Below are 24,683 nucleotides of genomic sequence, written 5' to 3' on the forward strand. Positions count from 1 at the left end.
GTCACTTCAAGGCCCGATCGACCCGCTGCCAGAGTTGAAAGTAGGCCTGGGCCACCGGGTGGCGCGCATGGCTGTAGACCACGGGGATCTGCGCCTCGCCCATCTGCTCGACCACGGCCGCGTAGGGAATCTCGACATCCCACAATTCCGGCATGTCCAACTGGTGCTGTTCGCTGAATTCCCGATGCAGGCTGCGACGCCGGTCGACCATCGAGAGGAAGCCGGCCAACCGGCCGGGCTTGATCTTGTCCTCGGCCAGATGCGCCTTGAGCTGGAACCAGGTTCGTTCGGAAAGATGGGTCGGTACGACGGGAACCAGCACGAGATCCGCCGCGCGCAGAACGTTGTCGCCCAGCAGGCTGAGGCCGGGCGGCGTATCGATCCAGATTTCCTCGAAGTCTTCCGCCAGTCCGTCCAGCACCTTGGCGATCCGATAGCCGGCGTCCTTCTTTTCGGCCAGCCGATGCTCGATATCGTGATAGCGCTGATCGGAGGGAAGTACCGTCAGATTGCGGTGACGCGTCGGTCGCAGGCCCTCGGCCACCGAGCGCGCCTTGAGCAGGTGGCCAACCTTGGGCGCCGATTCCGGCTCGGCCTGCAGATACCAAGAAGCCGCGCCCTGCGGATCCAGATCCCACAGGAGCACCTTGCGTCCCTGGAGGGCGGACAAGGCCGCCAGATTGACGACGGCGGCCGTTTTACCGACCCCGCCCTTTACGGAATAGAGCGCGATGATCTCCGCCATGAGAGCTGCCTAACCATGGTGCGAATGTGCCGCCATGATACGCCATCCCGGACGAATATCCCGTGTGCGTCCTTCTGCCCACCGGCAGACCGAAGAATTGCCTCGAACCGGGTCACTCGCCCAGATCGGCCAGTTCCTTCAGTTTGCGGGTCACGGTGTTTCGCCCCCAGCCGATGAGGGCCGCGGCCTGCTGCTTGTGCCCGCCGGTGAAGCTCAGGGCCGCCTTGAGCAGAGTGCGCTCGAAGGCGGGCCCCGCCGTCGCCAGCAGATCCTGATCGCCGGCGGCGAGGCGTGCATCGGCCCAGCGCTTGAGATTGGTCGTCCACTGCTCCAGCAGGGCATCGTCGTTCAGGGCACCCGTCGCCCCCCCGGACCGGCTGAGGTTGTCCGGCAGGTCCTCGATACCGATCTCATGTCCGGGCGCCATCACCGTCAACCACCGCGCGGTGTTTTCCAGTTCGCGCACGTTGCCCGGCCAGTCATGCTGCGCCAGTTGCGCCAGGGCTTGCGGGTGGATGGTCTTGACCGGGACCCCCAACTCCTGGGCCGCCCGCTGCAGAAAATAGCGCAGCAGCTGAGGAATATCCTCGCGGCGCTCGCGCAGGGCGGGGAGCTTGAGACGGATCACGTTGAGGCGGTGGAACAGATCCTCGCGGAACTGGCCGCTGACGACCCGATCCTCCAGGCGCTGGTGGGTGGCCGCCACGATGCGCACATCGGTACGGATGAGATGCGTACCGCCCACGCGATAGAACTGACCGTCGGCCAGAACGCGCAGCAGGCGGGTTTGCAGGTCCAGGGGCATGTCGCCGATTTCGTCCAGGAACAGCGTGCCGCCGTGCGCCTGCTCGAAGCGGCCCACGCGCTGCCCGGCGGCGCCGGTGAACGCCCCCTTCTCGTGACCGAACAGTTCCGATTCGAGCAGATCCTTCGGAATGGCGGCCGTGTTCAGCGCGACGAACGGCCCGTTGCGCCGCAGGCTGTGCTGATGGAGGGCCCGGGCAACCAGTTCCTTGCCGGTTCCGGATTCCCCGTTGATCAATACCGTCACGTTGGAGCGGGCCAGGCGACCGATCGCCCGGAAAATTTCCTGCATCGACGGCGCATTGCCGATCAGGTCCGTCTGCTGTGCACCATCCGTGCCCGAGCCACCTTCACCACCCGCGCGTCCGGCCTGGGGCTGTCGCGAAGCCAGGGCACGCTGGGCCAGTCGCACGGCATCGTCGATATCGAATGGCTTGGGCAGATAATCGAAAGCGCCGCCCTCGAAGGCGCCAACCGCGCTATCGAGGTCCGAGTGGGCCGTAATGATGATGATCGGTAGATCCGGATCGGTTTCCTGCAGGGAGGCGAGCAGACTCAGACCATCCTCGCCCGGCATGCGGATGTCCGAGAACAGGACGTCCGGCTTGCTGACCCGCAGACGGGCGCGCAGCAACGCCACGCTCTCGAAGGATTCGACGGAAAACCCGGCCGATTTCAACGCGCGCTCCAGCACCCAGCGGATGCTGTGGTCGTCGTCTACGATCCAGATTTTTGCGGGCGTATTGCTGTTATTCATGGTGGTCATCATTGTCGTGCCTCATGCGGCTTGGGCGCGGGGTGTATCGGTAATATCAGTGAAAATTGGACGGTGTCGGGTTTCTGCTTGAACTCGATCATGCCCTGATGCTGTTCGGCGATCGTCTGGGCGATGGACAGGCCGAGCCCGCTCCCGTGGGCGCGGCCGCTGACCATCGGCAAAAACAGGCTTTCAACCAGGTTCTCGGGCACGGGCGGGCCGTTGTTTTCCAGATCGATCTTCAGAACCAGGCGGTGGCGCTGCTGGTGGATCGTGAACTGGCGAAGCACCCGGGTCTTCACACAGATGCACGGTTCGGGCGCCTGACTCTCGCTCAATGCCTGCAGGGCATTTCGTCCAAGATTCAACAGAACCTGAATCAGCTGATCGCGATCCGCCACGATCTCCGGAATGCTGGGGTCGAAGTCCAGCTTCCAGCGCAAGGGGGTCGTCAGCACGCAGTCTTCCGCCTCGATGCAGAGCAGTCGCCGCACCTGCTCCAGCGGATCATGGATATTGACGCTGCTCTTCTGTGGCCGATCGCTGGGGCCCAGCATGCGGTCGATCAGATTCTTCAGACGCTCCGTTTCCGTCAGGATGATCTTGGTGTACTCGCGCAATCCGGCGTTGGGCAACTCGCGTTCCAGCAACTGGGCCGCACCGTGCAACCCGCCCAGCGGATTCTTCAACTCATGCGCCAGCCCACGGACCAGTTGCCGGGTGGACAACTGCATGGCATGCAGTTGCGCCTCGCGTGAAATCCGCACATGGCGCTCGATATCGGTCAACTCCATGAGGATGGCGGCATCCTCGATACTCGGATCCGGGGTGATCGCGCAGTCCGCGATTCGGGTCTGCCCGTGAGGCACGATCAATTCCGCCTCGCGCAACGTCACCACCTGCTGCGAGGCGCGCGCCTCTTCCACGGCATTCGCCAGGATCGGATTCATGGCGAAAAAGAACTGCCCGCCCTGCTTCAGCACAGAGGCATAACTCGTATCCCAGAATTGTTCCGCCGCGGAATTGAGGTAAAGCAACTGCCCCGCCCGGTCCAAAACCACAATGGCGGTATTCAGTGCATCCGCCAGGCGCGCCGGACGTATGGGCGAATTGATCACAGACTGGGTCACAGTGGCTCCGATTTCCTAGATTGCCCTGCAAAGGTTCGATAGGCGGACAAACGCAAAATATATGCCTAAGACCGCCACCCTTGTTCAGGCAAAAAAATAAACCCTTAACAATCAGCAAACTGCACAAAAAAAAGGAACGACACAGAAATCATTTTCGCGTTCCCGGAGGCCAAACGACCGGAAATATACAATTTCAGCGACGCCATGGCACCAATATGGTGCCCAATGCGCCGTATTGTGTGTGTTTTTGGTGCATTCAAAGGCGGTGTGCGGAAAAACCCCGCACCCGAAAGATGCCCTTCGCCCGAATAGGGCTAGCTGGCTGCGCCAGTCAGATGAATCACGACCGGCGACGACTGAAAGATGTTCTTGCCTTGGCGCGAGACCAGAGCAATCAATGTGTGCTCACCATTCGACAAGCCACTGATCATAAAGCGATGCCCCGTCGAATCCTCCACCTTGTCCTCACCGTCAATCACGATACGGATCCGGTCCCCGGCCGACACATCCAGTGCCGGCGTGATTTGCACCTGCACAAAGATCGTGCCTCCGGGATGTGCTGCAACCGGCCCCGAATGGGGCTCGGAGATCGACAGGGTTTGATAATGCCCCCCTGCCGCCGGCGATACCGTCGTCGACACGAGCGGCGCCGGTTTGGATGCACTCGGCGGCAGCACAGTCGGAGGTTCGGCTCGAGGCCCGGATCCGGATGCCGGCGCCTCGGTCACCGGCATCTGAACAGAGGGTACCAGGGGGGCTTGGGGCGCCGACTGGGGCGCCGCCTGACTCCCGACGGGCGCGGACGGCGGTGGTGTAGCCGGCGGCAGATTGATGGGCGTCAACGGAATGGGCGGTGGCGGGTCGACATGAATCTTGCGCGCGCCCTTGGTCGGCTCATCCGTAAACACCCGATCTCCCTGGCTGTTCGTGTAGGTATAGATCGTCTCCGCCTGAGCGGCGGCCAGGGCAGCGGCGATCAAACAGCCAACCAGTCCCAACGAAAGAATCCGACGCGGACGAAGGAACCCGTCCCGCAGTGCGTTTGGAACGTTCATCACTTGGCCTCCATGACAGAAGATGAATACGATCAAGCACCGATTGATACAGAACACCGATGTCTCGCCCGGCAAGCAGCCGCTCGAATCCTTGAGACGGCGCGAACGATATCCGGTTCCCGCCGGAAACCGTCAGGCACCCTGGATGAGTCGGGACACCGCCTCCGCCCGGGTGATACACGCCGCGCGCGTCGGCGCCGTGACGTTGACGTGCCCCAGCTTCCTGCCCGGCCGCGGCTCCTTGCCATAATCATGCACATGAACGCCCGGAATCGCGAGCATGCCCATCCGCGCCGGGATCGTGCCGATCAGATTCAGCATCACGCAGTGCCCGACACTCTCCGTTGCGCCCAAGGGCCAGCCAAGGATCGCCCGGAGATGATTCTCGAACTGCGATGTAACGGCACCATTCTGCGTCCAGTGGCCGCTATTGTGGACCCGGGGCGCCATTTCGTTGGCAATCAATTGACCTTGCCGCTCGAAGAACTCGATAGCCATGACGCCGACATAGTCCAGCCCTTCCAGAACCCGGCGGGCATAATGCGTCGCATCGGCCTGGGCCGGATCGTTCGGCAGGATGTCCGTACGATAGAGAATGCCGCCTTCATGACGGTTCTGACCCACGGGATAGAACGCCATCTCGCCCGAGGCGCTCCGCACCGCCACGATGGACACTTCGCGATCGAAAGGAATCATCTGCTCGAGGATCGCCGCGTGTCCGCTCAACGCGGACCAGGCAGCGGCCGCGTCATCCGCCGCACGAATGACGGCCTGACCCTTGCCGTCATAACCGAGTCGACGGGTCTTGAGAATGGCCGGATAACCGATTTCCTGCAATGCGGCATGCAGATCCGCCAGGGAGTCCACCGCGCGATAGGCTGCGACCGGCACACCCAGTGACGCCAGATACTGCTTCTCATGAACCCGGTCCTGAGCGATGGATAGCGGCTTGGCGCCCGGGCTGATCCGATTGTGCCGACTCACGCTCTCCACCGCGGAAACCGGGATGTTCTCAAACTCCAGCGTGATCAGGTCGCACTCGACCGCAAGCTGTGCCAACGCGCGCTCGTCATCGTACTCCGCCTGAATCTGTCGCCCCAGACGAGCGGCAGGAGGTTGCGCCCCCGGGTCCAGAAACGTGAAGCGGTGGCCCATGGCGATACCCGCCAACGCCAGCATCTGACCAAGCTGCCCCGCACCGATGACCCCGATGTGGGCCTGGGCCGGAGCTACGCCCGATCCTACCGCCGGATGGCTCATACGCCTGCCGCCCGCTTCATGGGGCGATCGGCGGCGCCACGCGCGGATCTGCCGACGCCAGCACCGATCGCGTTTGCGCGGAGCGATAGGCATCCAGCCGGTCGGCCAGCGCCGCATCCGTCGTCGCCAACTGCGCCGCCGCGAACAGTGCGGCATTCACGGCACCGGCGCGACCGATGGCAAGGGTACCGACAGGGATGCCGGCCGGCATCTGCACGATGGAAAGCAGCGAATCCCAACCGGAAAGCGCCTTCGACTGAACGGGCACCCCCAGAACCGGAATGCGCGTCTTGGCCGCGAGCATACCCGGCAGGTGCGCGGCCCCGCCCGCGCCGGCAATGATCACCCGCAACCCTCGTTCTGCCGCCGTGGCTGCGTAACTGAACAGCCGGTCGGGGGTTCGATGTGCCGAAACCACCTCGGCTTCAAAGGGAATATCGAGTGCCGTGAGGGTCGCACAGGCATGCTGCATGGTTTCCCAGTCGGACCGGGACCCCATGACCACGCCGACCAGCGGCGATTCATGATTGGCCGCGATATTCAGGTCATCGGACGCGGCAGGTGCGCTCATCCCTGTACCCCCGTTTGGACCGCCGGTGTCGTGGCCGGTGCCGACATGAACGGCGTCGCCGTCTTCATGCCGCCCGCCGCGGCGATATACAGATACAGGACGATGGCCGCGACCCAGGCGCTACCGCGAACCGCCTTGGTCTTGCCAAGCTTCAGGGCGAACAGGCCCAACACGATGTACACGATCAGCCCGACGATCATGACCGTCACATAGTCGGGGTTCACGCCATGGCGCCAGAACATCAGGTACGCCGCCATCAAACCGCTCAGCAGCAAAATCGTGTCGATGACGTGGGGCGTGATCTTGACCCAGCGGGCCTTGAGCCGGACGGAGTCCGTCAGCATCCACAACCCGCGCAGGACGAACCCGATCAAGGAAAGAAGCACAGCAAGCCCATGGATATGGACAGTGATTTGGGCGATAGTCATGGAATTTCCTGTCGGACGGCTGGTGATAGAAGCGCCTCATTAAACACCAAGCCCCCGGCGAAGAAAAGAGCCCCAGAACCGGCGACGCTCTTTGATGCATCGCCGCAGGTTCTACAGCATTCACCCTGCCTTGCCGGGCAAAATGGGGCGACCAGAGAGGATTCGCGAGCCCCTCGCACACCGGAGTCACCATGAATCTGCCCGACAGCCTGCTTTCGAACACCGCAACCCTGATCGGATGGCTCAGCCTGCTTGTCACACTGGGGTTTGCCGCGCAACGGGCACCCTGGCGCGCGCTGATCCGCGTGCCCGTTCGGCTGAACCTGATCCTCGCCAGCATCCTTGGCCTCACTCTGCTCTGGCTCCTGCGCGCCGACACGCTGCCCGGCCTTTCCGTACACTTCCTCGGACTGACGGCCGTCACCCTGTTGATCGGCTGGCCGTTCGCCCTGATCGCGGGCACGGCAGCCTTGATTATGTTGGCCCTGCTCGGGCACCAGGGCTGGGCCGGACTGGGAATCGATTTCCTGGGCACGATCGCCCCGCCCGTGCTGATCACGACGCTGGTCGCCCGCGGCGCTCAACGCCACCTGCCACCGAACCTCTTCATCTATCTGTTTGTGGATGTATTCCTGTCCGCCTGCCTCGGCGTGCTGGCCGCCGCATTGGTCACCGCTCTGCTGATGACGGCCCTTGGTCTCTACACCTGGAGTACGCTTTGGGAGAGCTACCTGCCCCTTTCGCTCCTTCAGACCATCCCCGAAGGCATCGTCAATGGCATGATCATGACGGCGCTGGCCCTTCTGGCGCCGACCTGGGTCATTTCATTCGACGAATCACGTTATTTCCCCGGCTAGGAAATTGGCTCCGGGGTTGCAAACCGGATTGCGACTGTGCAAATTGCAATTCGGCACCGGCCAACCGCGCATACCGGGATGAGATAACCTATGATTATTAGGCCGGTTTTCCACCCCGCCCCCTTTGGCATGAAACTTGGATGACCATCCGGACCGCCCCACAGATGTGGGCCGAATAATGTTTCAGTAGAATTTACGTGCAACCGACCCTTCAGGAGAGAGTTCGATGAAAAAAATGACCGTATTGATGCTGGCCGCAGGCCTGATGACTTCCGGCGCTGCAATGGCCGGTGGCGACGCCGCTGCAGGCAAGACCCTGTTCGACGCATCCTGCGCCTCCTGCCACGGCATGCAGGCCCAGGGTCAGGGCATGTTCCCCAAGCTGGCCGGCATGTCCGCCGCTGACATCAAGACGACCCTGGCTGCGTTCAAGGCGGGCGACATGGCCACGCTGAAGAAGCACAACCTGGGTGGCCCGAACTACGCCATCATGGCCCCGAACGCGGCCGGCCTGTCCGATCAGGACATGGAAAACCTGGGCGCGTACATCGCCACCCTGAAGTAATTCCCAACACGACCCGTCTTGCCATGGCAATAACGGGTTGCGGACAGGAAGATTCGCCGAGCGCCATGCCGGCGACATGAAAAAAGCCCCGAATCCGGGGCTTTTTCGTTAGGGAGCCGCGTGTCATCGGCAAAAGGGGCGGGCAAACAGATATCTACCCGCTCCCCGGTCACGCTCCCCCGGTCAGATTTGCGTACGCTGCTTGTCGCGAGCGATATCGCTATGACGCACGTCGGCACCCTTCTTCTGAAAAATCACGTATTCGGCAATGTTCGTGCAGTGATCGCCGATCCGCTCGATCGCCCGGATGCAGGACAGCATCCGCAAACTCGTATCGGCCGAATTCGGATTGTCCGTCATGAACTTCAACAAGACTTCATGGACGGCATTGTATTCCTGATTCACATGGGTGTCCCGGCGAATGATCTCCTCAGCCGCAACGGGATCCAGCCGCACGAAGGCATCCAGCGCATCGTGCAGCATGCCACCGACGATTCGCCCCATGACCCGTAGATGATCGGGGAAATCCGTCGTACGCAGCACCGGACCGATTTCCTCGGCGATGCGCGCCAGCTTTTCGGACTTGTCGCCGATACGCTCCAGATCGGTGATCGCCTTGACGATCGACATGATGCCGCGCAGATCGATGGCCGTCGGTGAATAACGTGCGATGATCTGGATGGCCAACTCGTCGATGGTGGTTTCCAGCTGATTGATTTCGTAATCCTGCTTGATCGCCCGCACGCCGCGCGAAGCATCGCCATCCAGCAGGTAGGCCATGGCGTCGGCGAAATGCTGCTCTGCCACCCCGCCCATGTTCATCAACAACGTGCGCAGGGCATTGAGATCGTCGTCATAGCGCGTCAGCGTATGAGGGGTGCCAGTGAAAGGATCCATGAACGTACATACTCCTGAGTGCGAATAGATAATCAACGACGACGGCCGCGCTCTTCACCGTACTGTCACCTGCCAAAGGCATAATGAAGAATGTTGCCTAGCGCGTGCAAAGGTTTGTATCCTGACATGTCTGCCCCGCTGACGGCAAAGCCCAGCGGGCGCCGCAGGCCTGTCAACCGGAGATCGCCCGAGGGACCCTGAACGCTGCTGGCCAGGCCGCCAGAAACCCGGCTATATTTTATTCCAAACACGTTGCGAAATTATGACCGAGACTCTTCCCGCCCCCGTATCCCCGGTGTTCATCAATCGGGAGCTGAGCCTGATCGCATTCAACCGACGCGTTCTGGAACTGGCTCAGGATACGTCCCTGCCTCTGCTGGAACGCCTCAAGTTCCTTTGCATTTCGTCAGCCAACCTCGACGAACTCTTCGAGGTGCGCGTCGGATCGCTCACCCAGCAACGCCGCGCCGGCATCGATCGCCCCGACGACTCCGGACTCACGCCCGTCGAACAATTGAGCCAAGTATATACCAGGGCCCACGAGCTGGTCCGGGACCAATACCACACCCTGAATGACGAAATCATCCCGTCACTCGCAGAATCGGGCATCCACTTCCTGCGCCGCACGCACTGGAATGAAGCGCAGGCTTTGTGGGTCAAGCAGTTCTTCCGGCGGGAACTGCTGCCCTTGCTGACCCCCCTGGGGCTGGACCCGGCCCACCCCTTCCCGCGTATTCTGAACAAGTCGCTGAATTTCGTGGTTTCCCTGGAGGGCACCGACGATTACGGCCGCGAAGGGTGGATGGCCGTCGTCCAGGCACCTCGGGCGCTGCCCCGCATCATCCGGATGGATGAGGAGGCTGCGGGCAGCGAGGAAAGCTTCGTGTTCCTGAGCTCGATCATTCATGCCCATGTGCACGAGCTCTTCCCCGGCATGACCGTCACTGGTTGCTACCAGTTCCGCGTTACGCGCAACAGCGATCTCGCCATCGACGTCGACGACGACGAGGATCTGCTCAAAACACTCCAGGGTGGGCTTTTCGAGCGCAACTACGGCGACGCAGTCCGCCTCGAGGTGGCCGACAACTGCCCACAGGAAATGATCGACTTCCTCTGCGATCGCTTCAAACTGGGCGAGCAGGCGGTTTTTCAGGTGCACGGCCCGGTCAATCTGAATCGCCTGATGGCCCTGTACGGCCTCGTGAGCCGACCTGACCTCAAGGACGCACCGTTCACCCCCCGTATCAAGAGCGAGCTCGGCCCGGAGAGCAACATCTTCGAAACCATCGAGCAGCGCGGCGCCATTCTGCTCCACCATCCCTACGAATCCTTCCTGCCGATCATCGAATTCATCCGCCAGGCCGCCAGCGACCCGAAGGTCGTTGCCATCAAGATGACCCTCTACCGCACGGGCCGAGATTCCGCCATCGTCGACGCCCTGGAGGCCGCCGCCCGGGCAGGCAAGGAAGTGACAGCCGTCGTGGAACTGCGCGCACGGTTCGACGAAGAAGCAAACATTGACATCACCACCCGCCTGCAGAAGGCTGGCGCCTATGTCGCCTACGGCATCGTCGGCTACAAGACACACGCCAAGATGGCGCTCGTCCTCCGGCGGGACGGTTCCCGGCTCAAACGTTTCGTGCATCTGGGTACAGGGAACTACCACCCCGGAACGGCCCGTATCTACACCGACTTCGGCCTGCTGACCGACGACCGCTTCTTCGGTGACGACGTCAACAAGCTGTTCATGCAGCTGACCGGCCTGGGGCGGGGCATGCGCTTGAAGCGCCTGCTTCAGTCGCCCTTCACCTTGCATAGCGGCATGCTGGAACGGATTCATCGCGAACGCGACCACGCACTGGCCGGGCGCAAGGGCCTGATTCGCGCCAAGATGAATGCACTGATCGATCGACAAATCATCGAGGCGCTCTACGAGGCATCCCAGGCAGGGGTGCACATCGAACTCATCATTCGTGGCGTTTGCTGTCTGCAGCCCGGCGTGCCCGGCCTATCAGAAAACATCCACGTCCGGTCCGTCATGGGGCGGTTTCTGGAGCACCCGCGCGTGTTCTACTTCCTCAACGACGGGGATGACGAACTCTTCCTTTCCAGCGCCGACTGGATGCCGCGCAATTTCTTCGTCCGTGTGGAAAGCTGCTTCCCGATCGATGCGCCAGAGATCAAGGCCCGCGTCATGAACGAAGCGTTCGAGCGATACCTCGCAGACAATACCGGCGCCTGGACCCTGGGACCGGATGGCGTCTACACCCGCGTGAAGCGGCACCATAACGCGAAGCCGCGCTCAGCCCAGCAATCCCTGCTGGACGACCTGAGTTAAGTTCGGAAACCCCGGCACGGCGCTTGAACCAAGGATGATTCTCGCCCTAAAAATGTGACACACTAAGCGTATCGGCCACCGAAGAATCGGACTCAACGAACGCCGAGCATCTTTGAGCGACCGAGAAGAATGCCATGATCAAGCTGTTGTTTTGGATCGCCCTGATTGGCGGAGCGATTGGCTATGTCGCCTTCCGACTCAAGCGACGCAACCTGCCGTCCGCTCCCGCGCAGACGGCAGCGGAGCCCCGCACCTTCGAATCGGTCCGTTGCCGTCAATGCGGCGTCTACCTGCCGATCGAAAAATCGATCCAGCGGGATGGCGAGTTCTTTTGCAGCCAGGAACACGCACAAAAGTGGCTCGGGAAAAAGGCAACCTGATGCACTGGGGCACCACCCTCTCACCACCAGAGCGGGATAACTGGCGCGGCATCCGCCTCGTCAATGCCTATCGGGTGCTCCTGTCCTTCGCCCTGGTCGCCGCCGCGATTACCGGTCGCGGTCCGCATGTCCTGGGGCAGCAGGACCTGTATCTGTACGCCTTCGCCGCCTGGGGCTACCTGCTGATGTCCGTTGGCTTCGAGTTCCTCCTCGAACTGCACGTCATGCCCTTCCGCCCTCAGGCCCACCTCCATGCGCTGGGCGATCTCCTGGTGCTCATCCTCATCATGCACGCCTCAGGCGGGCCGGGCGGGGGCGTGGCGCTGCTGATGATCATCTCGGTGGGCCTGAACGCCGTCCTGCTCGGCGGCAGTGCCGCAATCGGTTATGCCGCCCTGGCCTCACTGGCCGTACTGGGTGAGGCGGTTTTCAGCACCTGGCTCGGGCAATCCGAGCGCCAGTTCGCTGCCGCCGGCTTTCTCGGCTTCGCTCTGTTCGTCGTCACCATACTGGTCGCCACCTTCGAACAACGCGCCCAACGGTTCGAACGTATTACCCGGCGCCGCGAACAGGAGGTCAACTATCTGTCGACGCTGGCCGTCCAGATCATCGAGCAATCCTCGAATGGTGTTCTGATCAGCGAGCCGAACGGGCAGGTTGACTACATCAACAGCGCCGCTTGCCAGTTGTTGGGTGCGCAATGTCGCAACGAACCCCGATCACCCGCCAAGGTTCACGTTGCCCGGAGCGGTGCCGCAATGCGCCTGCAGGACACCCACGCCGCACTCGCCGCCGCACTCGAGGATTGGCAGGGCAGCCATCGGGACGGCCATTCCGTCGAGATGAGCCAGCCTCAACGATTCCGCGCCGAATTCCATGCGCTGGATACCGAACTCGGCCCCCGCTACCTGGTCGTCCTGATCGATTTGTCCGCCGAAGATGCACGCGTGCAGCAGAACAAGCTCGCCTCTCTGGGGCGACTGACCGCCAGCATCGCACATGAAGTGAGAAACCCGTTGTCCTCCATCCGCCAGGCGGCCGAGCTGCTCGCGGACACCAAAACCGAGGAGGAGCGGGAACAACTCATCCCCATCATCATTCGCCACAGCATCCGCATCAATACGCTGGTAGAGGGCGTGCTGGATGTCGCCAGACGACCCAATGTACAACCGGCGAAAATCGATCTGGCCACCTGGCTCGGCGAGTTCGTGAATCTGCACCGACTCGACTGGGAAGCGAACAACGTCCATTGGCAGGTCCCCACTCTTTCGCCCGGTAAGCACCTGATTCGTTTCGACCTGATGCACCTGGGACAAATCATGGATAATCTGGTCATGAACGCGCAGCGACACGGTCGCGACAGCGATGGTGCCGTGCAACTGCGCCTGGAGATACGCGAAGGCACACAGGATCCCGAGATGATCGAGATCTGTGTTTGCGACACCGGTCCGGGGCTGGCGAAAGAGGTCAGGAATGCGCTTTTCGAGCCATTCATGACCACCCACAATCAGGGTATCGGGCTGGGCCTCTACATCAGTCGCGAGTTGGCGCTGGCCAATGGCGCGCAACTCTATGCACGCGCACAGAGCAACGAGACGACGGGTTGCTGCTTCTGCCTCCAGGCGCCCGAATGGACCGAAAATCCTGACTGACAACCGACGCTATAACCCCAGCACAGCCCATGGAAGCCGCTCATGCCCGCCTGCCTAATCATTGACGACGAACCGGACATCCGCACCCTGATCGCCCTTGCGCTCGGCCGCGACGGTATCACCTGCCATTTGGCGGCCGATCTCGCAGAAGCGCGTCAACTGCTCGACGCAGCGGGTGAGGAACTCGATTTCTGCCTGACGGACATGCGGCTGCCGGATGGGGATGGTCTCGATCTGCTGGAGGAAATTCGCGACACATTTCCGACCCTCCCGGTCGCCGTCATCACCGCGCATGGCCAGGTGGATGCCGCCGTTCGCGCCCTCAAGGCGGGGGCATTCGATTTCGTTTCCAAACCGATCGAGCAGCTGGTACTGAAACGCCTGGTGCGCGATGCGCTCAAACGCCGGGCTGCTGATGCCACGACAGAACCCGACGACACCCCCATCAGTCGGACCGAAGCACCGGTCGATGCCTCGCCACTGCTGGGCGAGTCACGCGCCATGCAGGCGCTGCGCATGACCATCGACAAGGTTGCCCGCTCCCAGGCACCGGTGTTCATCCATGGCGAATCCGGAACGGGCAAGGAACTGGTTGCCCGTCAGATTCACGCGCGCAGTGGTCGTGCAGATGGACCGTTCGTCCCGGTGAACTGCGGCGCCATCCCCGCAGACCTGATCGAAAGCGAGCTGTTCGGTCACAAGAAAGGCGCCTTCACGGGCGCCCACCAATCGAACAGCGGTCTGTTCCGGGCGGCCGAGGGGGGGACACTGCTGCTGGACGAGGTTGCTGAGCTGCCGCTGAGTCTCCAGGTGAAGTTGTTGCGCGTGATTCAGGAGCGGAAAGTACGCCCCGTCGGCGAGCACAGCGAGATTCCCGTCGACGTCCGCATCCTCTCGGCCTCCCACCAGGATCTTGCAGCCGCCGTGCGCGAAGGCCGTTTCCGCCACGATCTCTTCTACCGCCTGAACGTCATCGAACTCAAGGTCCCGCCCCTGAGAGATCGCCTCGACGATTTGCCGATCCTCTGCCGACACATTCTCGACAAGCTCGCGGCCCGGGAGCAGTGCGCACCGATGGACATCACGCCTGACGCCCTCAGCTGGCTCGCTTCGCTTTCGTTCGAGGGAAATATCCGTGAGCTGGAAAACCGGCTCGAGCGCGCGATGGCGCTCAGTGACGGTGATCGGCTGACCCGAAAAGTCCTGTCGGACTCCCTCATGACCCCCGCCGCACACTTGCCCGCCCAGGATGCGCATCTGGAAATCCCCGGCCTGCCCAGCCTCAACTTTGGACAGGCCCCGCACAATGCCCTCGAGGCGGAAGAACAGCGCATGGTTCTCAATGCCCTTGAAGATACGCGGTGGAATCGCAGCGAGGCCGCCCGGCAACTGGGCATGACCCTCCGGCAGCTGCGCTATCGGCTGAGCAAATGGGGCGTGGAATAACCGGGATCAGTCCTTGTTGACGTTCGGGCCACTGCCTGACGCCATCCGATGACGTTCTGCACGCAATGCCGGGAAGGTCACCCGGAACGTGCTGCCCAAGTGCGGCTGGCTCGTGATGTCCAGTTGGGCGTCATGACGCAGAATGACATGCTTGACGATCGCCAGACCCAACCCGGTCCCGCCCCGAGCACGGGAACGGCCGACGTCAATCCGGTAGAACCGCTCCGTCAACCGGGGAATATGGCGCGGCTCGATGCCGATACCGGTGTCCTGAACCTCGAATACGGGCTGCCCCTTGCCATTCGCGAACCAGCGGATCGTGACCTTCCCGCCGCCCGGCGTGTACTTGACCGCGTTGAACACCAGATTCGAGAGTGCTGAGTGCAACTCGCGAATGATGCCCACCAGCCAGAGCTGCGGATCCACCTCCAGCACGATTTCATGCTGCTCCGGCCCGGACAACAGCTGCGCGTCGTGCGCGATGATGCCCAGCAGGCCCGCCATATCGATCGACTCGAAGTACTCCTCGTCGGGATGGGTCGTTTCCAGACGCGACAGGAGCAGCAAATCCTCGACGATCCGGCGCATCCGCTCCGACTGCTGATGCATGTTCGTCAGGATGCGATGCATTTCGCTCGAGGCGTCCTCCTCGCTGTCGAGCAGGGTCTCGAGATAACCGGCGAGCACCGTCAACGGCGTACGCAACTCATGAGACACGTTGGCCACGAAGTCCTGGCGGACGCCCTGAAGCCGATAGAGCGCCGTGACGTCCCGACCGATCAGCAGATTGCGATCCTCGCCGTATGGCTCCATGCGCAGGCTGATCGCGCGATTTTCGTCGCCCGGCGACTGGAACTCCAAGCTCGTGCCCTGCTCGTTGAGCCAGTGCACGAAACTCGGACTCCGGATCAGATTGTCGATGCGGAATCCGGTATCCCCACGCGACAGGCTCAATAACTCGCAGGCCGCGTCGTTCAACCATTCAATCTCGCGCGTGGGGGTCAGCACCACCATGGCATCCGGCACCGACATGGCCGAATGGTGGTATCGCTTGAGCAGTTCGACGAGTTTTCGCTGACGCCGGCGCCATGCCGTCCGGATGCGGCGCTGGCGATCCTGGACGAGCCCGGGCATCCCGTACACCGCCAGACCCCGCTGATGCCGTCGGGCACTGCGCGCGAGACGGATCAATCGATAGACCAGGGAAAGGTTGTACGCGGCCAGCGCCGCCGCCACGGACCAGCCCCACTGCCCCAGGATCAGAAACACCAGCGCACCGACGCCGACGCACAGTGCGACCACCAACAGCTCCTGACGCCAGCGCGCCACGCTCAGGCGAAGCGTTCGCGCGGGACGCTGCCCCTGTCGCACATCCGTTGGAGATGACGAGGTGGGGGGATAGGGAACGGATTTCTGGGCCAACTGAAACTCTCGCGGGCGAAGACGAAAAACAAAACCGGGGTCAGTTCGACCCCGGCGCCACGATCAACGATCGGAAAATGATATACCGAACCCGATCAGGACTTGCTCGACAGGCGATAGCCGACACCGCGCACCGTCTGGATCAGTGCATCGAACCCGCTCGGCATCAGGGCCTTGCGTAGGCGGAGGATATGCACATCCACAGTACGCTCCTCGACGTAGGCATTACGCCCCCAGATCCGGTCCAGCAACTGGGTCCGGCTGAACACGCGTTCGGGATGCGTCATGAAGAAGGTCAGCAGACGGAATTCGGTCGGTCCGATCTCGATGTCCACGTCACCGCCGGTCACCCGATGGCTCTCCGGATCGAGACGAAGGCCCGCCACCTCAATCACGCCGCCTTCACCTTCCGGGGAAACCCGACGAAGAACGGCCTTGATCCGCGCCATCAACTCCCGCGGAGAAAATGGCTTGGTGATGTAATCGTCGGCACCGGCCTCCAGGCCACTGACCTTGTCTTCCTCTTCGCCCCGGGCGGTGAGCATGACGATCGGCACATCCCGTGTCAGTTCGTCGCGCTTCATGCGGCGGGCGAACTCGATACCGCTGGCACCGGGCAGCATCCAGTCAAGCAGGACCAGATCCGGCAACTTGTGGGACAATTGCTCGAAGGCTTCGGCGACATCGCCCGCCTCGACCAGATCATAGCCCGCGCGCCCCAATGCGAAAGCCACCATCTCGCGGATGGGTTTTTCATCTTCAACGATCAGAATTGTCTTGCGCACCATGCTCGCTACTCGTGTTGCACTGTAATGACCATTGAACCTCAGTGCAGTGACATGAATATGACAATATGACAATCGATTGAAAACATCCAGCTGGGGGGTTTTGGTCGCCCCCATCTTTCGGGCGCCCTGTTTCCACACAGGTTTGACGGGACAACAATAGGCGCCCGACACCAATCGATTTTCGGACATCCGACTGGCCCGAACCCGAAACGCGCAGTAAAGTACCGGTCCCGCCTTCGGATGACGCAACTATGATCGACCCCCAACACATTGCCGACGACGTGACCCGAGCCCTCGAAGAGGATATTGGCAGCGGGGACGTCTCTGCCCGCCTGATCCCGATCGAACAGGAGAACACGGGCCGGATCATTGCCCGCGAAGATTGCGTGCTTGCCGGCCTCGCCTGGGCGGAGGCGGCCTTCCGCCGCGTCTCGAATCGCATCCAGATCGACTGGCTCAAGCAGGATGGCGACCGGGTCGCCGCCAACGACGTGCTGTGCACGCTGTCGGGACCGGCGCGTGCGCTACTGACGGCCGAACGGACCGCATTGAACTTCCTGCAGACCCTCAGCGCCACGGCCACGGTGACGCGGCAGTACGTCGATATCGTCGCCGGAACCCAGGCGCACATTCTCGACACCCGCAAGACGTTGCCGGGTCTGCGTCATGCACAGAAATACGCCGTAACCTGCGGCGGTGGTCTGAACCACCGCATCGGTCTCTACGACATGGTTCTGCTGAAGGAAAATCACATCATGGCCGCGGGCTCGATTACGGCTGCCGTCCAGGCCAGTCGCCAGATCCATCCCGATCTGCCGCTGGAAGTGGAGGTCGAAACCCTCGCCCAACTGCACGAGGCCCTGTCCATCGGGGTGGACCGGATCCTGCTGGACAATTTCGATCTGGATGGCCTGCGCGCAGCGGTGGTACTGAATCAGGGCCGTGCCAAGCTGGAGGCTTCAGGTAATGTCGATTTGACGACCTTGCGGGCCATCGCCGAAACCGGCGTGGATTTCATTTCGATCGGCGGGCTGACAAAACATATTCGGGCAATCGATCTCTCGCTGCGCTTCGATCACCCCTGACGCGCTGCTCGGCGCTCGGCCCGGATCAGTCGTATTTGTAGTATTTGGTGTTGAGGTAGCTGGTCACGGCATCCACTTCCTCATCGAACCACGCTATATTGAAGTAGTTGGCACATGACTGAACCATCGTGAACACACTGGCCCGGCTTTTCAGCTTCTTGCCACGGCGCGACTCGTAAAATGCGGCATTATGGGGCGTCTTGTGACAGCCAGCACACTCGGCCTCGTGGAGCGAGGCGCCCCAATTCGGATCATGCTGATCGGCCGAGGCGGGCTGGGCAAATGCCAATCCCAGCGCGAGGCTCGCCACCAGGTAAATAGGGACGGTTCGACGATGCGACAAAGCGGTCTGGTTCATGAGGCCACACTCCTCGGTTGAAGGGTCCGAAGGGCAGAATCGCCCTCGAAAACCGGATGATCATGACAGCCCAGTCTAGACCGGCGCGACAGACGGAAAAATCAAACTTTCCTATCCAGACCAATCAAATTCACTTGCCAGAACAAATGATTAACATGATGACAGTTTACGGAATACCGCAGTGCAGCACGGTCAAGAAGGCGCGAGCCTGGCTGGATGAGCAGAGGGTCGACTACGCGTTCCACGATTACAAGAAAAAGGGCGTCCCCGAAGCGCTGCTCGACGAGTGGATCGATCGTTTCGGATGGGACGTTGTGATCAATCGACGCGGCACGTCCTGGCGTGCGCTCCCGGAGGCGGTACGATCCAGCATGGACGCCGCCGGCGCACGCGCGGCCGCGCTGGCCAACCCCAGCCTGATCAAACGACCGATCCTGGTGGCTGGAGACACCACGCTGATCGGCTTCGACCCGGAACAATGGCAGGAGGTAGGCGCATGAGCCCTCGTCGTCACGCCGACGCCACCGTCGCCCTTGCCCAGGAACTGGTCTCGCGCCCCTCCGTGACGCCGGAGGATGCCGGTTGCCAACCGCTGCTGGCCGAGCGCCTGAGCGCGCTTGGATTCCGTATCCACAACCTGCGCTTCGGTGACGTCGACAACCTCTGGGCAATCCGGGGCGAGACGGGGCCTTTGTTCTGCTTCGCGGGCCACACCGACGTGGTGCCCACCGGTGACGAATCCGCCTGGCAGCACCCGCCCTTTGCTGCCGAGATTCACGCGGACATCCTGTTCGGACGTGGCACGGCCGACATGAAAGGCTCGATTGCCGCCATGGTCACCGCCTGTGAACGATTTCTTGCGGACACGCCAACCCCACCGTTCCGACTGGCCTTCCTGATCACCAGCGACGAGGAAGGGCGCGCGACGGACGGCACCGTGAAGGTGGTCGACTGGCTCAAGACACAAGGGGAACGGATCGACTGGTGCCTGGTCGGCGAACCGTCCAGCAAACACCGATTGGCAGACGAATACAAGATCGGGCGACGCGGCTCGATCACCGGCAATCTCGTCATACGGGGAAAGCAGGGGCATGTCGCCTATCCACACCTCGCCGACAACCCCGTGCATCGCGCCGCACCGTTTCTGGCGGAATTGACGGCCATCGAATGGGATCAGGGCAATACGCATTTTCCGCCGTCCACCCTGCAAGTGGCGAACATTCAGGCCGGCACGGGTGCCAACAACGTCATTCCCGGCACCCTGAACATCCAGTTCAATCTCCGATTCAACACCGAGACTACCGTGGACTCGATCAAGGAACGCGTCACCGCGCTCCTGGCCAAGCATGGATTGAATTATTCGCTGGACTGGCAACTGTCCGGTGCGCCCTTTCTCACGGAAAGTGCCGCACTGGTCCAGGCTGTCGAACGCGCCGTCGGCACGATCATCGGCAGTACGCCGGCCGCTTCGACGGCCGGGGGCACCTCCGATGGCCGCTTCATCGCCCCCACGGGTGCCCAGGTGGTCGAACTCGGGCCGCTCAACGCCACCATTCACCAGATCGACGAACAGGTACCCACCGAACACCTGATCACGCTGTCGACCATTTACGAGCGCATCCTTCAGGAACTGCGCACAGCTTAGGGTGTGCGACTGTCGGTCTAACGCAGGCAGGTGACGCGCGCCTGCTCTTCGTGGACCTGCTCAGACAGCCAGGAAAGCAACCGGGCCGCCAGATCCGGATCTGATGGCGCGGCCTGCAACTGTGCATGCCATTCTGCCGCGTCGGGATCCGTTCGACCAGACGCGCGCAGGAACGCCATCAGCGGGCATCCCGATTCGGGCTGTCCGTGACCGGATCGCTTCTGATGCATCATGCGCCACTGATAGGCCAGCGCCCCCAGGAAGGTACGGATCTCCCGGGCATCGACAGGGAGTCCCTCCGGCGGGCGCCAGGCAGGCAGTTCGTCTGCCGGCATGGGGCGCGCAATACCGAACCCCTGTCCGAAGACGGCACCCAACTGCGTCACGGCTTCGATCATCCCGAGATCCTCCAGACCTTCGGCCACGACTTCCCGATCGAAATCCTTACCCATCTGCAGGATCGACGCGATCAGGCTGATCGCCTGAACGGGATTTTCCCGGATATGCAGCAAGAGCCCCTGATCGATCTTGATCGTGTGGAACGGCACCTTGGAGAGACGGAGCAGACTGCTGTAACCGGAGCCCAGGTCGTCCATCGCCAGCTTCACGCCGAGATCCAGAAAGGCGGCGATCGTCCTGTCCTGATGCGCCACATCCATGCTCTGGGTCTCCAGCAGTTCCAGCGTCAGCCGCTCCGGCGCGACATTGAACCGGCTCAACGTTTCCGCGACCCAGCGCGGGCATTCGGCATCCAGGAGATTACTGGGCGGCAAGTTCACGGCGATATCGATCGACAGACCCGCCGCATCCCATCGCGTGAGTTCGGTCAGCGTTGCGACAAGCCCTAATCGGAACAGATGATCCAGGTCGGCTTGGCCGAGCAACGGCAGAAACACGCCCGGGGGGATGATCTGCCCATCGGGCATCTGCAGTCGGGCCAGCGCCTCGGCCTTGACGAGTCGACCCGTGGCTAGGGAGATAACCGGCTGCATGAACATGCGCAGCCCCCCCGAGAAGAGGGCACGACGCAATCCGATGGCCTGATCCTCCGGCATGACGGGGGCCGGGGTCGAACAACGCTGCCAGATCTGCTCCCAGCGCTGTTGCAAGCCCCGTGCGAAATGCTGGATCGTCGCGGACTCGAACTGGTTGGGGTAGGCACCGAACAGACTGACAACGGCCTCTGCTTGGCCGGCAGCATTGAGGAGCGGTACGCTCAGGGCGGAACGCAGGCCCAGTGGCTCGACCACCTTATGCCAGGCACGATAGCGAGGATCCAACGCATAGGAGGGTGTGCTCAGTATCTGGAGGCTTCGCCAGGCCTGGGCACTGAGCCCTTGCCCCCGGGGCGAGTCGGGATCGACTACCGCTTCCCGCCCGGGCTCCCCGAGCACCGCCGCGATGCGCCCGCCATGCGGGCCTGCACTTCGCTCCACCGTGAAGACCCCTTCCGGACTCAAGCGCATCAGGATGGCGCCCTGTATGCCGGGTAAATCGCCCAGCCAGTCGATGTCGAGGGCGCTGGCCTCGATCCAGGACGTACCGGCCGCCGGCATGGGACGCGACAGATGATCGAAATAGGCGCTGAGCACCCGGCCCTCCATGTCGAGCTGGATTTCCAGGTCCGCCTGGAGTCGCGCTTCCACCGTCTGCAGGAGCCGATACCGCGTCCCGGTGGGCAGCTGAAACTCCTTGAGCTGCTCGCTGAGCAGGCGGCGATAGAGCGACAGCATCTGGGTCAACAAGACGGCCGACACCCCGACCAGGGCATGAACCTGTCCGACATGGCGCGCACGATCGTGAATCATGGCCTGCGTCGTGGACGGAGCAAGCAGGAACTGAAGATAGGCCGCCTGCTGCGTCATCAAAGAACGGACCTGCTCGGTGGTGAAGTTGCGCAGAATCGTATGCATCTGCGCTTCCTGGCTGAGTTCGGTGTAGAAATGCTCGATAAAACGATCCGTCACAGGCTTCAGGTACGGCTGCGACTTGGCCAGGAGGGCGTTGGCATCCTCGCCGAAGACATCGAACGACGCATCTTCCGCCAATGCTTCCGCCTCGTCGATCTCCGACACGCTCGGCTGCCACCAATTCTGTCGATGCTGCTTGTTCTGCTTGGCTCGATACATCGCTGCATCGGCCAGACGAATGAGACTGTCCCCATCCGTCCCGTCAAAAGGGAAAAGCGCGACCCCCAGACTCAGCCCCACGACGGCCTGAGCGCCCGGTGCCACGTCGAAGGGGGATTCGACGGCCCGGTGCAGACGATCCAACACCCGAGATAGCTGCTCGGCCGCATGATCCGCATCCAGGTCCTCGATGACGATCACGAACTCGTCCCCCCCGAGCCGGGCCAGCAGATCCGTCTCCCGCAGGTGGTTCTTCAGCCGCAACCCCAGTTCCTTGAGCAACCGGTCTCCGGCCGTATGCCCCCAGGTATCGTTGACCGGCTTGAAGTTATCGAGATCCATCATGCCAACGGCTACCACCCCCTGATTGCGCTGGGCACGGGCAATCGCCAGGGGCAAATGGTTGTCGAGCGCCCGCCGGTTCGGCAGATCGGTGAGGATATCGTGCAATGCCTGGCGTTGGACCTGCTCCCGCGCTTCCTGCAAAGCCGTAATATCGATCATGCTGCACAACACGCCGCTGCCGCCCTGCGGCAGGCTGATCTTGGTGCCCAGCGCTTGAACCGTCAGGGTCTCCCCATTGCTGCGCTGCAGCGACATCATCAGTTGAATCGAGGCTTCCGAACGGATCCGGGATTCGTAGAAGTCGGCGAAATCGTCGAAAGGCCGGTCGTCGGCGTATAGCATGGCCAGGCTCTGCCCGATCAGCACCTCGGCCGGAAACCCCGTCATCTCGCATAGGGAGGTATTCACGTCGACGATGATGCGCTGGGCATCGATGATCAGGATACCGGCCGCATTCCGTTCGAAGAGGGTGCGCTGATACACCCGGGCACGTTCGAGATCCTGTTCGAGCTGACGCTTGCGTTCGGCAGCCTCCAACCGGTCCAGACCGTTGGAAATGGCCTGAGCCAGATCTTCCAGCAGCCGACGCAGGTCATCGTCCCAGATGTTGGCGCGCTCGTGAAATACGGCGAGGACGGCCACGGTCCGCCCATTCTGCAGGATGGGCAGCGTGGCACCGGCACGCAGCCCCCATCGTTCGGCGCGTGCCTGCCAAGGCTTGAGCGTTACGGTCGCGCCGAACGACTCGCTGTAATAGGCCCGACCCTCCCGCCAGGTACGCCCACCGGCCCCCTGACCTTCAGGAATCGAGGGGTCCGCCGAGATGAACAGTCCGTCGATATACGACACATCGCCCCCCGCAGCGATGAACTGGAAACGCTGCGCATCGTCCGGGCGCCCTACCCAGGCCAATTTCAGATGACCATAACGAATGGCGAGATCGCAAATTGCCTGGAACAGATCATCTTCCCGAACGCTGTCGGCGACCACCTGACTGGCCTGCGCCAACAGGGCATTGAAGTCGCTCAGCCGTTGCAGACGCAACGCATCCTGGGCCCGTCGCCGCAGAAGCGCCGTCACCCAGTAGACCGCGAGCAACAGCAACAGCAAGGCCCCGACCTCGAACACCCAGCGCGACGGCGCCGCCTCGAGATAACGTTCACGCACCAGCCCTTTCGGCCAGGCGACCCGGACCGCCAACGGGTAGCCGCTGATCTGCAGGCGTTTGCCGAATCGTGCCAGATCCGGCTGATCGAACTCGACCCGGTCCCGCCGCCAGGTACCGAGGACGCTTCCGTCCCGCGTGTCGATCACCGCAAAGTCCCAGGGAATGCGCGTGACCACGCCCGCCAGGAGATAGTCGAGCCGGTAGGGCGTCCCCACGAAGTAACGGGTCTTGCCCGATGCGTCTCGCAAGCGGTAGCGCGTGGTCAGCACATGAAAACCGATCCGGGGCGCGAACTGTGCCTGTCCGAACATCAGGTTGGCATTGCCCGCGAGGGCCGTGAAGTCGCGCCCCGAATCAATGGGGTCGGAAGACTGGTGCTTGGTCGACCAGAGAATTCGGTTACCGTCGGCGGACTGGACATTGAAGGCATACAAACCGGGGTGCGTCGCCATGAAGCGGCGCAGCGTCTGCACGGTCTTTTCATCCGGTGTCGTCGGGTCGTTGCCGGACCCGATCAGCTCGACGGCCACGAACTCCAGCTCGGCATAATGGGCCATCAGGCGGTTGGCGATCTGGGCGCCGTAGGTCATACCGGCCTGATTGGCATCCTGGGTGACTTCACGATTCTCGAGATGATATTGCTCGGACTCCACCCAGAGACTGAGCACCCCCACCAGGAGCAAAGGACCGAGAAAGGACAGCAGGAGCCACCCCGGCAGCACCCCGCTCTCCCTCCGGGCGACTCGGTTCAGCGGCATCGATCGCTGGCCCTTGGTCGGCTCCGAAACGGGTCGAGAATCGGGGTGATCACAACACACATCGGCATTCAGGCGTTATCCCTAAAACAGATGACGCCAA

The 24,683-nt window shown here is 62.2% G+C and carries 21 protein-coding genes; 9 read left to right on the plus strand and 12 right to left on the minus strand.

Annotated elements, in window-relative coordinates:
* Position 1: 1 nt before the first annotated feature.
* The 7 genes from A9404_RS08145 to A9404_RS08175 form a co-directional block, all read right to left on the minus strand.
* Positions 2-745, minus strand: a complete 744-nt coding sequence (locus tag A9404_RS08145) for a ParA family protein (protein WP_066100046.1) — start codon at positions 743-745, stop codon at positions 2-4.
* A 112-nt stretch (positions 746-857) separates the two neighbouring features.
* Positions 858-2,306 (minus strand): nitrogen regulation protein NR(I), encoded by a 1,449-nt coding sequence (gene ntrC, locus A9404_RS08150; RefSeq protein WP_066103059.1) that lies wholly within the window; start codon positions 2,304-2,306, stop codon positions 858-860.
* A gap of 8 nt (positions 2,307-2,314) precedes the next feature.
* A complete protein-coding gene (gene glnL / locus A9404_RS08155) occupies positions 2,315-3,436 on the minus strand; it encodes a nitrogen regulation protein NR(II) (RefSeq protein ID WP_066100050.1) in 1,122 nt (373 codons plus the stop codon).
* 314 nt (positions 3,437-3,750) lie between these two features.
* Positions 3,751-4,491: a hypothetical protein gene (locus tag A9404_RS08160; RefSeq protein ID WP_066100053.1), complete on the minus strand. Its 741-nt coding sequence runs from the start codon at positions 4,489-4,491 to the stop codon at positions 3,751-3,753.
* A gap of 132 nt (positions 4,492-4,623) precedes the next feature.
* Positions 4,624-5,751, minus strand: a complete 1,128-nt coding sequence (locus A9404_RS08165) for a 5-(carboxyamino)imidazole ribonucleotide synthase (protein WP_066100056.1) — start codon at positions 5,749-5,751, stop codon at positions 4,624-4,626.
* Positions 5,752-5,767: 16 nt separating this feature from the next.
* Positions 5,768-6,289: a 5-(carboxyamino)imidazole ribonucleotide mutase gene (purE, locus tag A9404_RS08170; protein WP_082923027.1), complete on the minus strand. Its 522-nt coding sequence runs from the start codon at positions 6,287-6,289 to the stop codon at positions 5,768-5,770.
* 29 nt (positions 6,290-6,318) lie between these two features.
* Positions 6,319-6,750: a SirB2 family protein gene (locus tag A9404_RS08175; RefSeq protein WP_066100062.1), complete on the minus strand. Its 432-nt coding sequence runs from the start codon at positions 6,748-6,750 to the stop codon at positions 6,319-6,321.
* 191 nt (positions 6,751-6,941) lie between these two features.
* Here A9404_RS08175 and A9404_RS08180 point away from each other — a divergent pair, with 191 nt between their 5' ends.
* Both A9404_RS08180 and A9404_RS08185 read left to right on the plus strand, forming a co-directional pair.
* Positions 6,942-7,607: an energy-coupling factor ABC transporter permease gene (locus tag A9404_RS08180; protein WP_066100064.1), complete on the plus strand. Its 666-nt coding sequence runs from the start codon at positions 6,942-6,944 to the stop codon at positions 7,605-7,607.
* Between the two features lie 226 nt (positions 7,608-7,833).
* Positions 7,834-8,172 (plus strand): c-type cytochrome, encoded by a 339-nt coding sequence (locus A9404_RS08185; protein ID WP_066100067.1) that lies wholly within the window; start codon positions 7,834-7,836, stop codon positions 8,170-8,172.
* 183 nt (positions 8,173-8,355) lie between these two features.
* Here A9404_RS08185 and phoU read toward each other — a convergent pair whose 3' ends face one another.
* Positions 8,356-9,069, minus strand: coding sequence for a phosphate signaling complex protein PhoU (gene phoU / locus A9404_RS08190; protein ID WP_066100070.1), 714 nt, complete (start codon positions 9,067-9,069; stop codon positions 8,356-8,358).
* A 262-nt stretch (positions 9,070-9,331) separates the two neighbouring features.
* Between phoU and ppk1 the strand changes: the two genes are divergently transcribed.
* The 4 genes from ppk1 to A9404_RS08210 all read left to right on the plus strand — a co-directional run bounded on the left by ppk1 (position 9,332) and on the right by A9404_RS08210 (position 14,885).
* Positions 9,332-11,407 (plus strand): polyphosphate kinase 1, encoded by a 2,076-nt coding sequence (gene ppk1 / locus A9404_RS08195; protein ID WP_066100073.1) that lies wholly within the window; start codon positions 9,332-9,334, stop codon positions 11,405-11,407.
* 134 nt (positions 11,408-11,541) lie between these two features.
* On the plus strand, positions 11,542-11,787 hold the full coding sequence (locus A9404_RS13420) for a PP0621 family protein (RefSeq protein ID WP_066100076.1): 246 nt from the start codon (positions 11,542-11,544) through the stop codon (positions 11,785-11,787).
* Positions 11,763-13,439: a sensor histidine kinase gene (locus A9404_RS08205; RefSeq protein WP_197490311.1), complete on the plus strand. Its 1,677-nt coding sequence runs from the start codon at positions 11,763-11,765 to the stop codon at positions 13,437-13,439. Before A9404_RS13420 ends, A9404_RS08205 begins: the two co-directional genes overlap by 25 nt.
* Before the next feature lie 42 nt (positions 13,440-13,481).
* Positions 13,482-14,885: a sigma-54-dependent transcriptional regulator gene (locus A9404_RS08210; RefSeq protein ID WP_066100082.1), complete on the plus strand. Its 1,404-nt coding sequence runs from the start codon at positions 13,482-13,484 to the stop codon at positions 14,883-14,885.
* 6 nt (positions 14,886-14,891) lie between these two features.
* Here the strand turns inward: A9404_RS08210 and phoR are convergent, their stop codons facing one another.
* A complete protein-coding gene (gene phoR / locus A9404_RS08215) occupies positions 14,892-16,307 on the minus strand; it encodes a phosphate regulon sensor histidine kinase PhoR (RefSeq protein ID WP_156521288.1) in 1,416 nt (471 codons plus the stop codon).
* 95 nt (positions 16,308-16,402) lie between these two features.
* Positions 16,403-17,095, minus strand: a complete 693-nt coding sequence (gene phoB, locus A9404_RS08220) for a phosphate regulon transcriptional regulator PhoB (RefSeq protein ID WP_156521289.1) — start codon at positions 17,093-17,095, stop codon at positions 16,403-16,405.
* Positions 17,096-17,346: 251 nt separating this feature from the next.
* On the opposite strand from phoB, the gene nadC reads away from it, so the two are divergent.
* Entirely contained in the window at positions 17,347-18,180 is an 834-nt protein-coding gene (gene nadC / locus A9404_RS08225; protein WP_066100085.1) for a carboxylating nicotinate-nucleotide diphosphorylase, read from the plus strand.
* 25 nt (positions 18,181-18,205) lie between these two features.
* Here nadC and A9404_RS08230 read toward each other — a convergent pair whose 3' ends face one another.
* The gene (locus A9404_RS08230; RefSeq protein WP_066100088.1) at positions 18,206-18,538 is read right to left on the minus strand and encodes a cytochrome c family protein; all 333 of its coding nucleotides are present in this window, start codon (positions 18,536-18,538) and stop codon (positions 18,206-18,208) included.
* Positions 18,539-18,693: 155 nt separating this feature from the next.
* On the opposite strand from A9404_RS08230, the gene A9404_RS08235 reads away from it, so the two are divergent.
* The gene (locus tag A9404_RS08235; protein ID WP_066100091.1) at positions 18,694-19,038 is read left to right on the plus strand and encodes an ArsC family reductase; all 345 of its coding nucleotides are present in this window, start codon (positions 18,694-18,696) and stop codon (positions 19,036-19,038) included.
* The gene (gene dapE / locus A9404_RS08240) at positions 19,035-20,183 is read left to right on the plus strand and encodes a succinyl-diaminopimelate desuccinylase (RefSeq protein WP_066100094.1); all 1,149 of its coding nucleotides are present in this window, start codon (positions 19,035-19,037) and stop codon (positions 20,181-20,183) included. Before A9404_RS08235 ends, dapE begins: the two co-directional genes overlap by 4 nt.
* Before the next feature lie 17 nt (positions 20,184-20,200).
* On the opposite strand, the gene A9404_RS08245 is transcribed toward dapE, so the two are convergent.
* Positions 20,201-24,583: an EAL domain-containing protein gene (locus tag A9404_RS08245; RefSeq protein ID WP_082922842.1), complete on the minus strand. Its 4,383-nt coding sequence runs from the start codon at positions 24,581-24,583 to the stop codon at positions 20,201-20,203.
* Positions 24,584-24,683 lie beyond the last annotated feature (100 nt).

It is taken from the genome of Halothiobacillus diazotrophicus (genome assembly GCF_001663815.1).
Lineage (GTDB): Bacteria > Pseudomonadota > Gammaproteobacteria > Halothiobacillales > Halothiobacillaceae > Halothiobacillus > Halothiobacillus diazotrophicus.

Bases quoted from the DNA above. Each gene is read 5' to 3' on its own strand.
- A9404_RS08145 (WP_066100046.1), bottom strand. From the start codon at position 745: ATGGCGGAGATCATCGCGCTCTATTCCGTAAAGGGCGGGGTCGGTAAA.
- ntrC (WP_066103059.1), bottom strand. From the start codon at position 2,306: ATGAATAACAGCAATACGCCCGCAAAAATCTGGATCGTAGACGACGAC.
- A9404_RS08160 (WP_066100053.1), bottom strand. From the start codon at position 4,491: ATGAACGTTCCAAACGCACTGCGGGACGGGTTCCTTCGTCCGCGTCGG.
- A9404_RS08165 (WP_066100056.1), bottom strand. From the start codon at position 5,751: ATGAGCCATCCGGCGGTAGGATCGGGCGTAGCTCCGGCCCAGGCCCAC.
- A9404_RS08175 (WP_066100062.1), bottom strand. From the start codon at position 6,750: ATGACTATCGCCCAAATCACTGTCCATATCCATGGGCTTGCTGTGCTT.
- A9404_RS08180 (WP_066100064.1), top strand. From the start codon at position 6,942: ATGAATCTGCCCGACAGCCTGCTTTCGAACACCGCAACCCTGATCGGA.
- A9404_RS08185 (WP_066100067.1), top strand. From the start codon at position 7,834: ATGAAAAAAATGACCGTATTGATGCTGGCCGCAGGCCTGATGACTTCC.
- phoU (WP_066100070.1), bottom strand. From the start codon at position 9,069: ATGGATCCTTTCACTGGCACCCCTCATACGCTGACGCGCTATGACGAC.
- ppk1 (WP_066100073.1), top strand. From the start codon at position 9,332: ATGACCGAGACTCTTCCCGCCCCCGTATCCCCGGTGTTCATCAATCGG.
- A9404_RS13420 (WP_066100076.1), top strand. From the start codon at position 11,542: ATGATCAAGCTGTTGTTTTGGATCGCCCTGATTGGCGGAGCGATTGGC.
- A9404_RS08210 (WP_066100082.1), top strand. From the start codon at position 13,482: ATGCCCGCCTGCCTAATCATTGACGACGAACCGGACATCCGCACCCTG.
- phoB (WP_156521289.1), bottom strand. From the start codon at position 17,095: ATGGTGCGCAAGACAATTCTGATCGTTGAAGATGAAAAACCCATCCGC.
- nadC (WP_066100085.1), top strand. From the start codon at position 17,347: ATGATCGACCCCCAACACATTGCCGACGACGTGACCCGAGCCCTCGAA.
- A9404_RS08230 (WP_066100088.1), bottom strand. From the start codon at position 18,538: ATGAACCAGACCGCTTTGTCGCATCGTCGAACCGTCCCTATTTACCTG.
- A9404_RS08235 (WP_066100091.1), top strand. From the start codon at position 18,694: ATGATGACAGTTTACGGAATACCGCAGTGCAGCACGGTCAAGAAGGCG.
- dapE (WP_066100094.1), top strand. From the start codon at position 19,035: ATGAGCCCTCGTCGTCACGCCGACGCCACCGTCGCCCTTGCCCAGGAA.
- A9404_RS08245 (WP_082922842.1), bottom strand. From the start codon at position 24,583: ATGCCGCTGAACCGAGTCGCCCGGAGGGAGAGCGGGGTGCTGCCGGGG.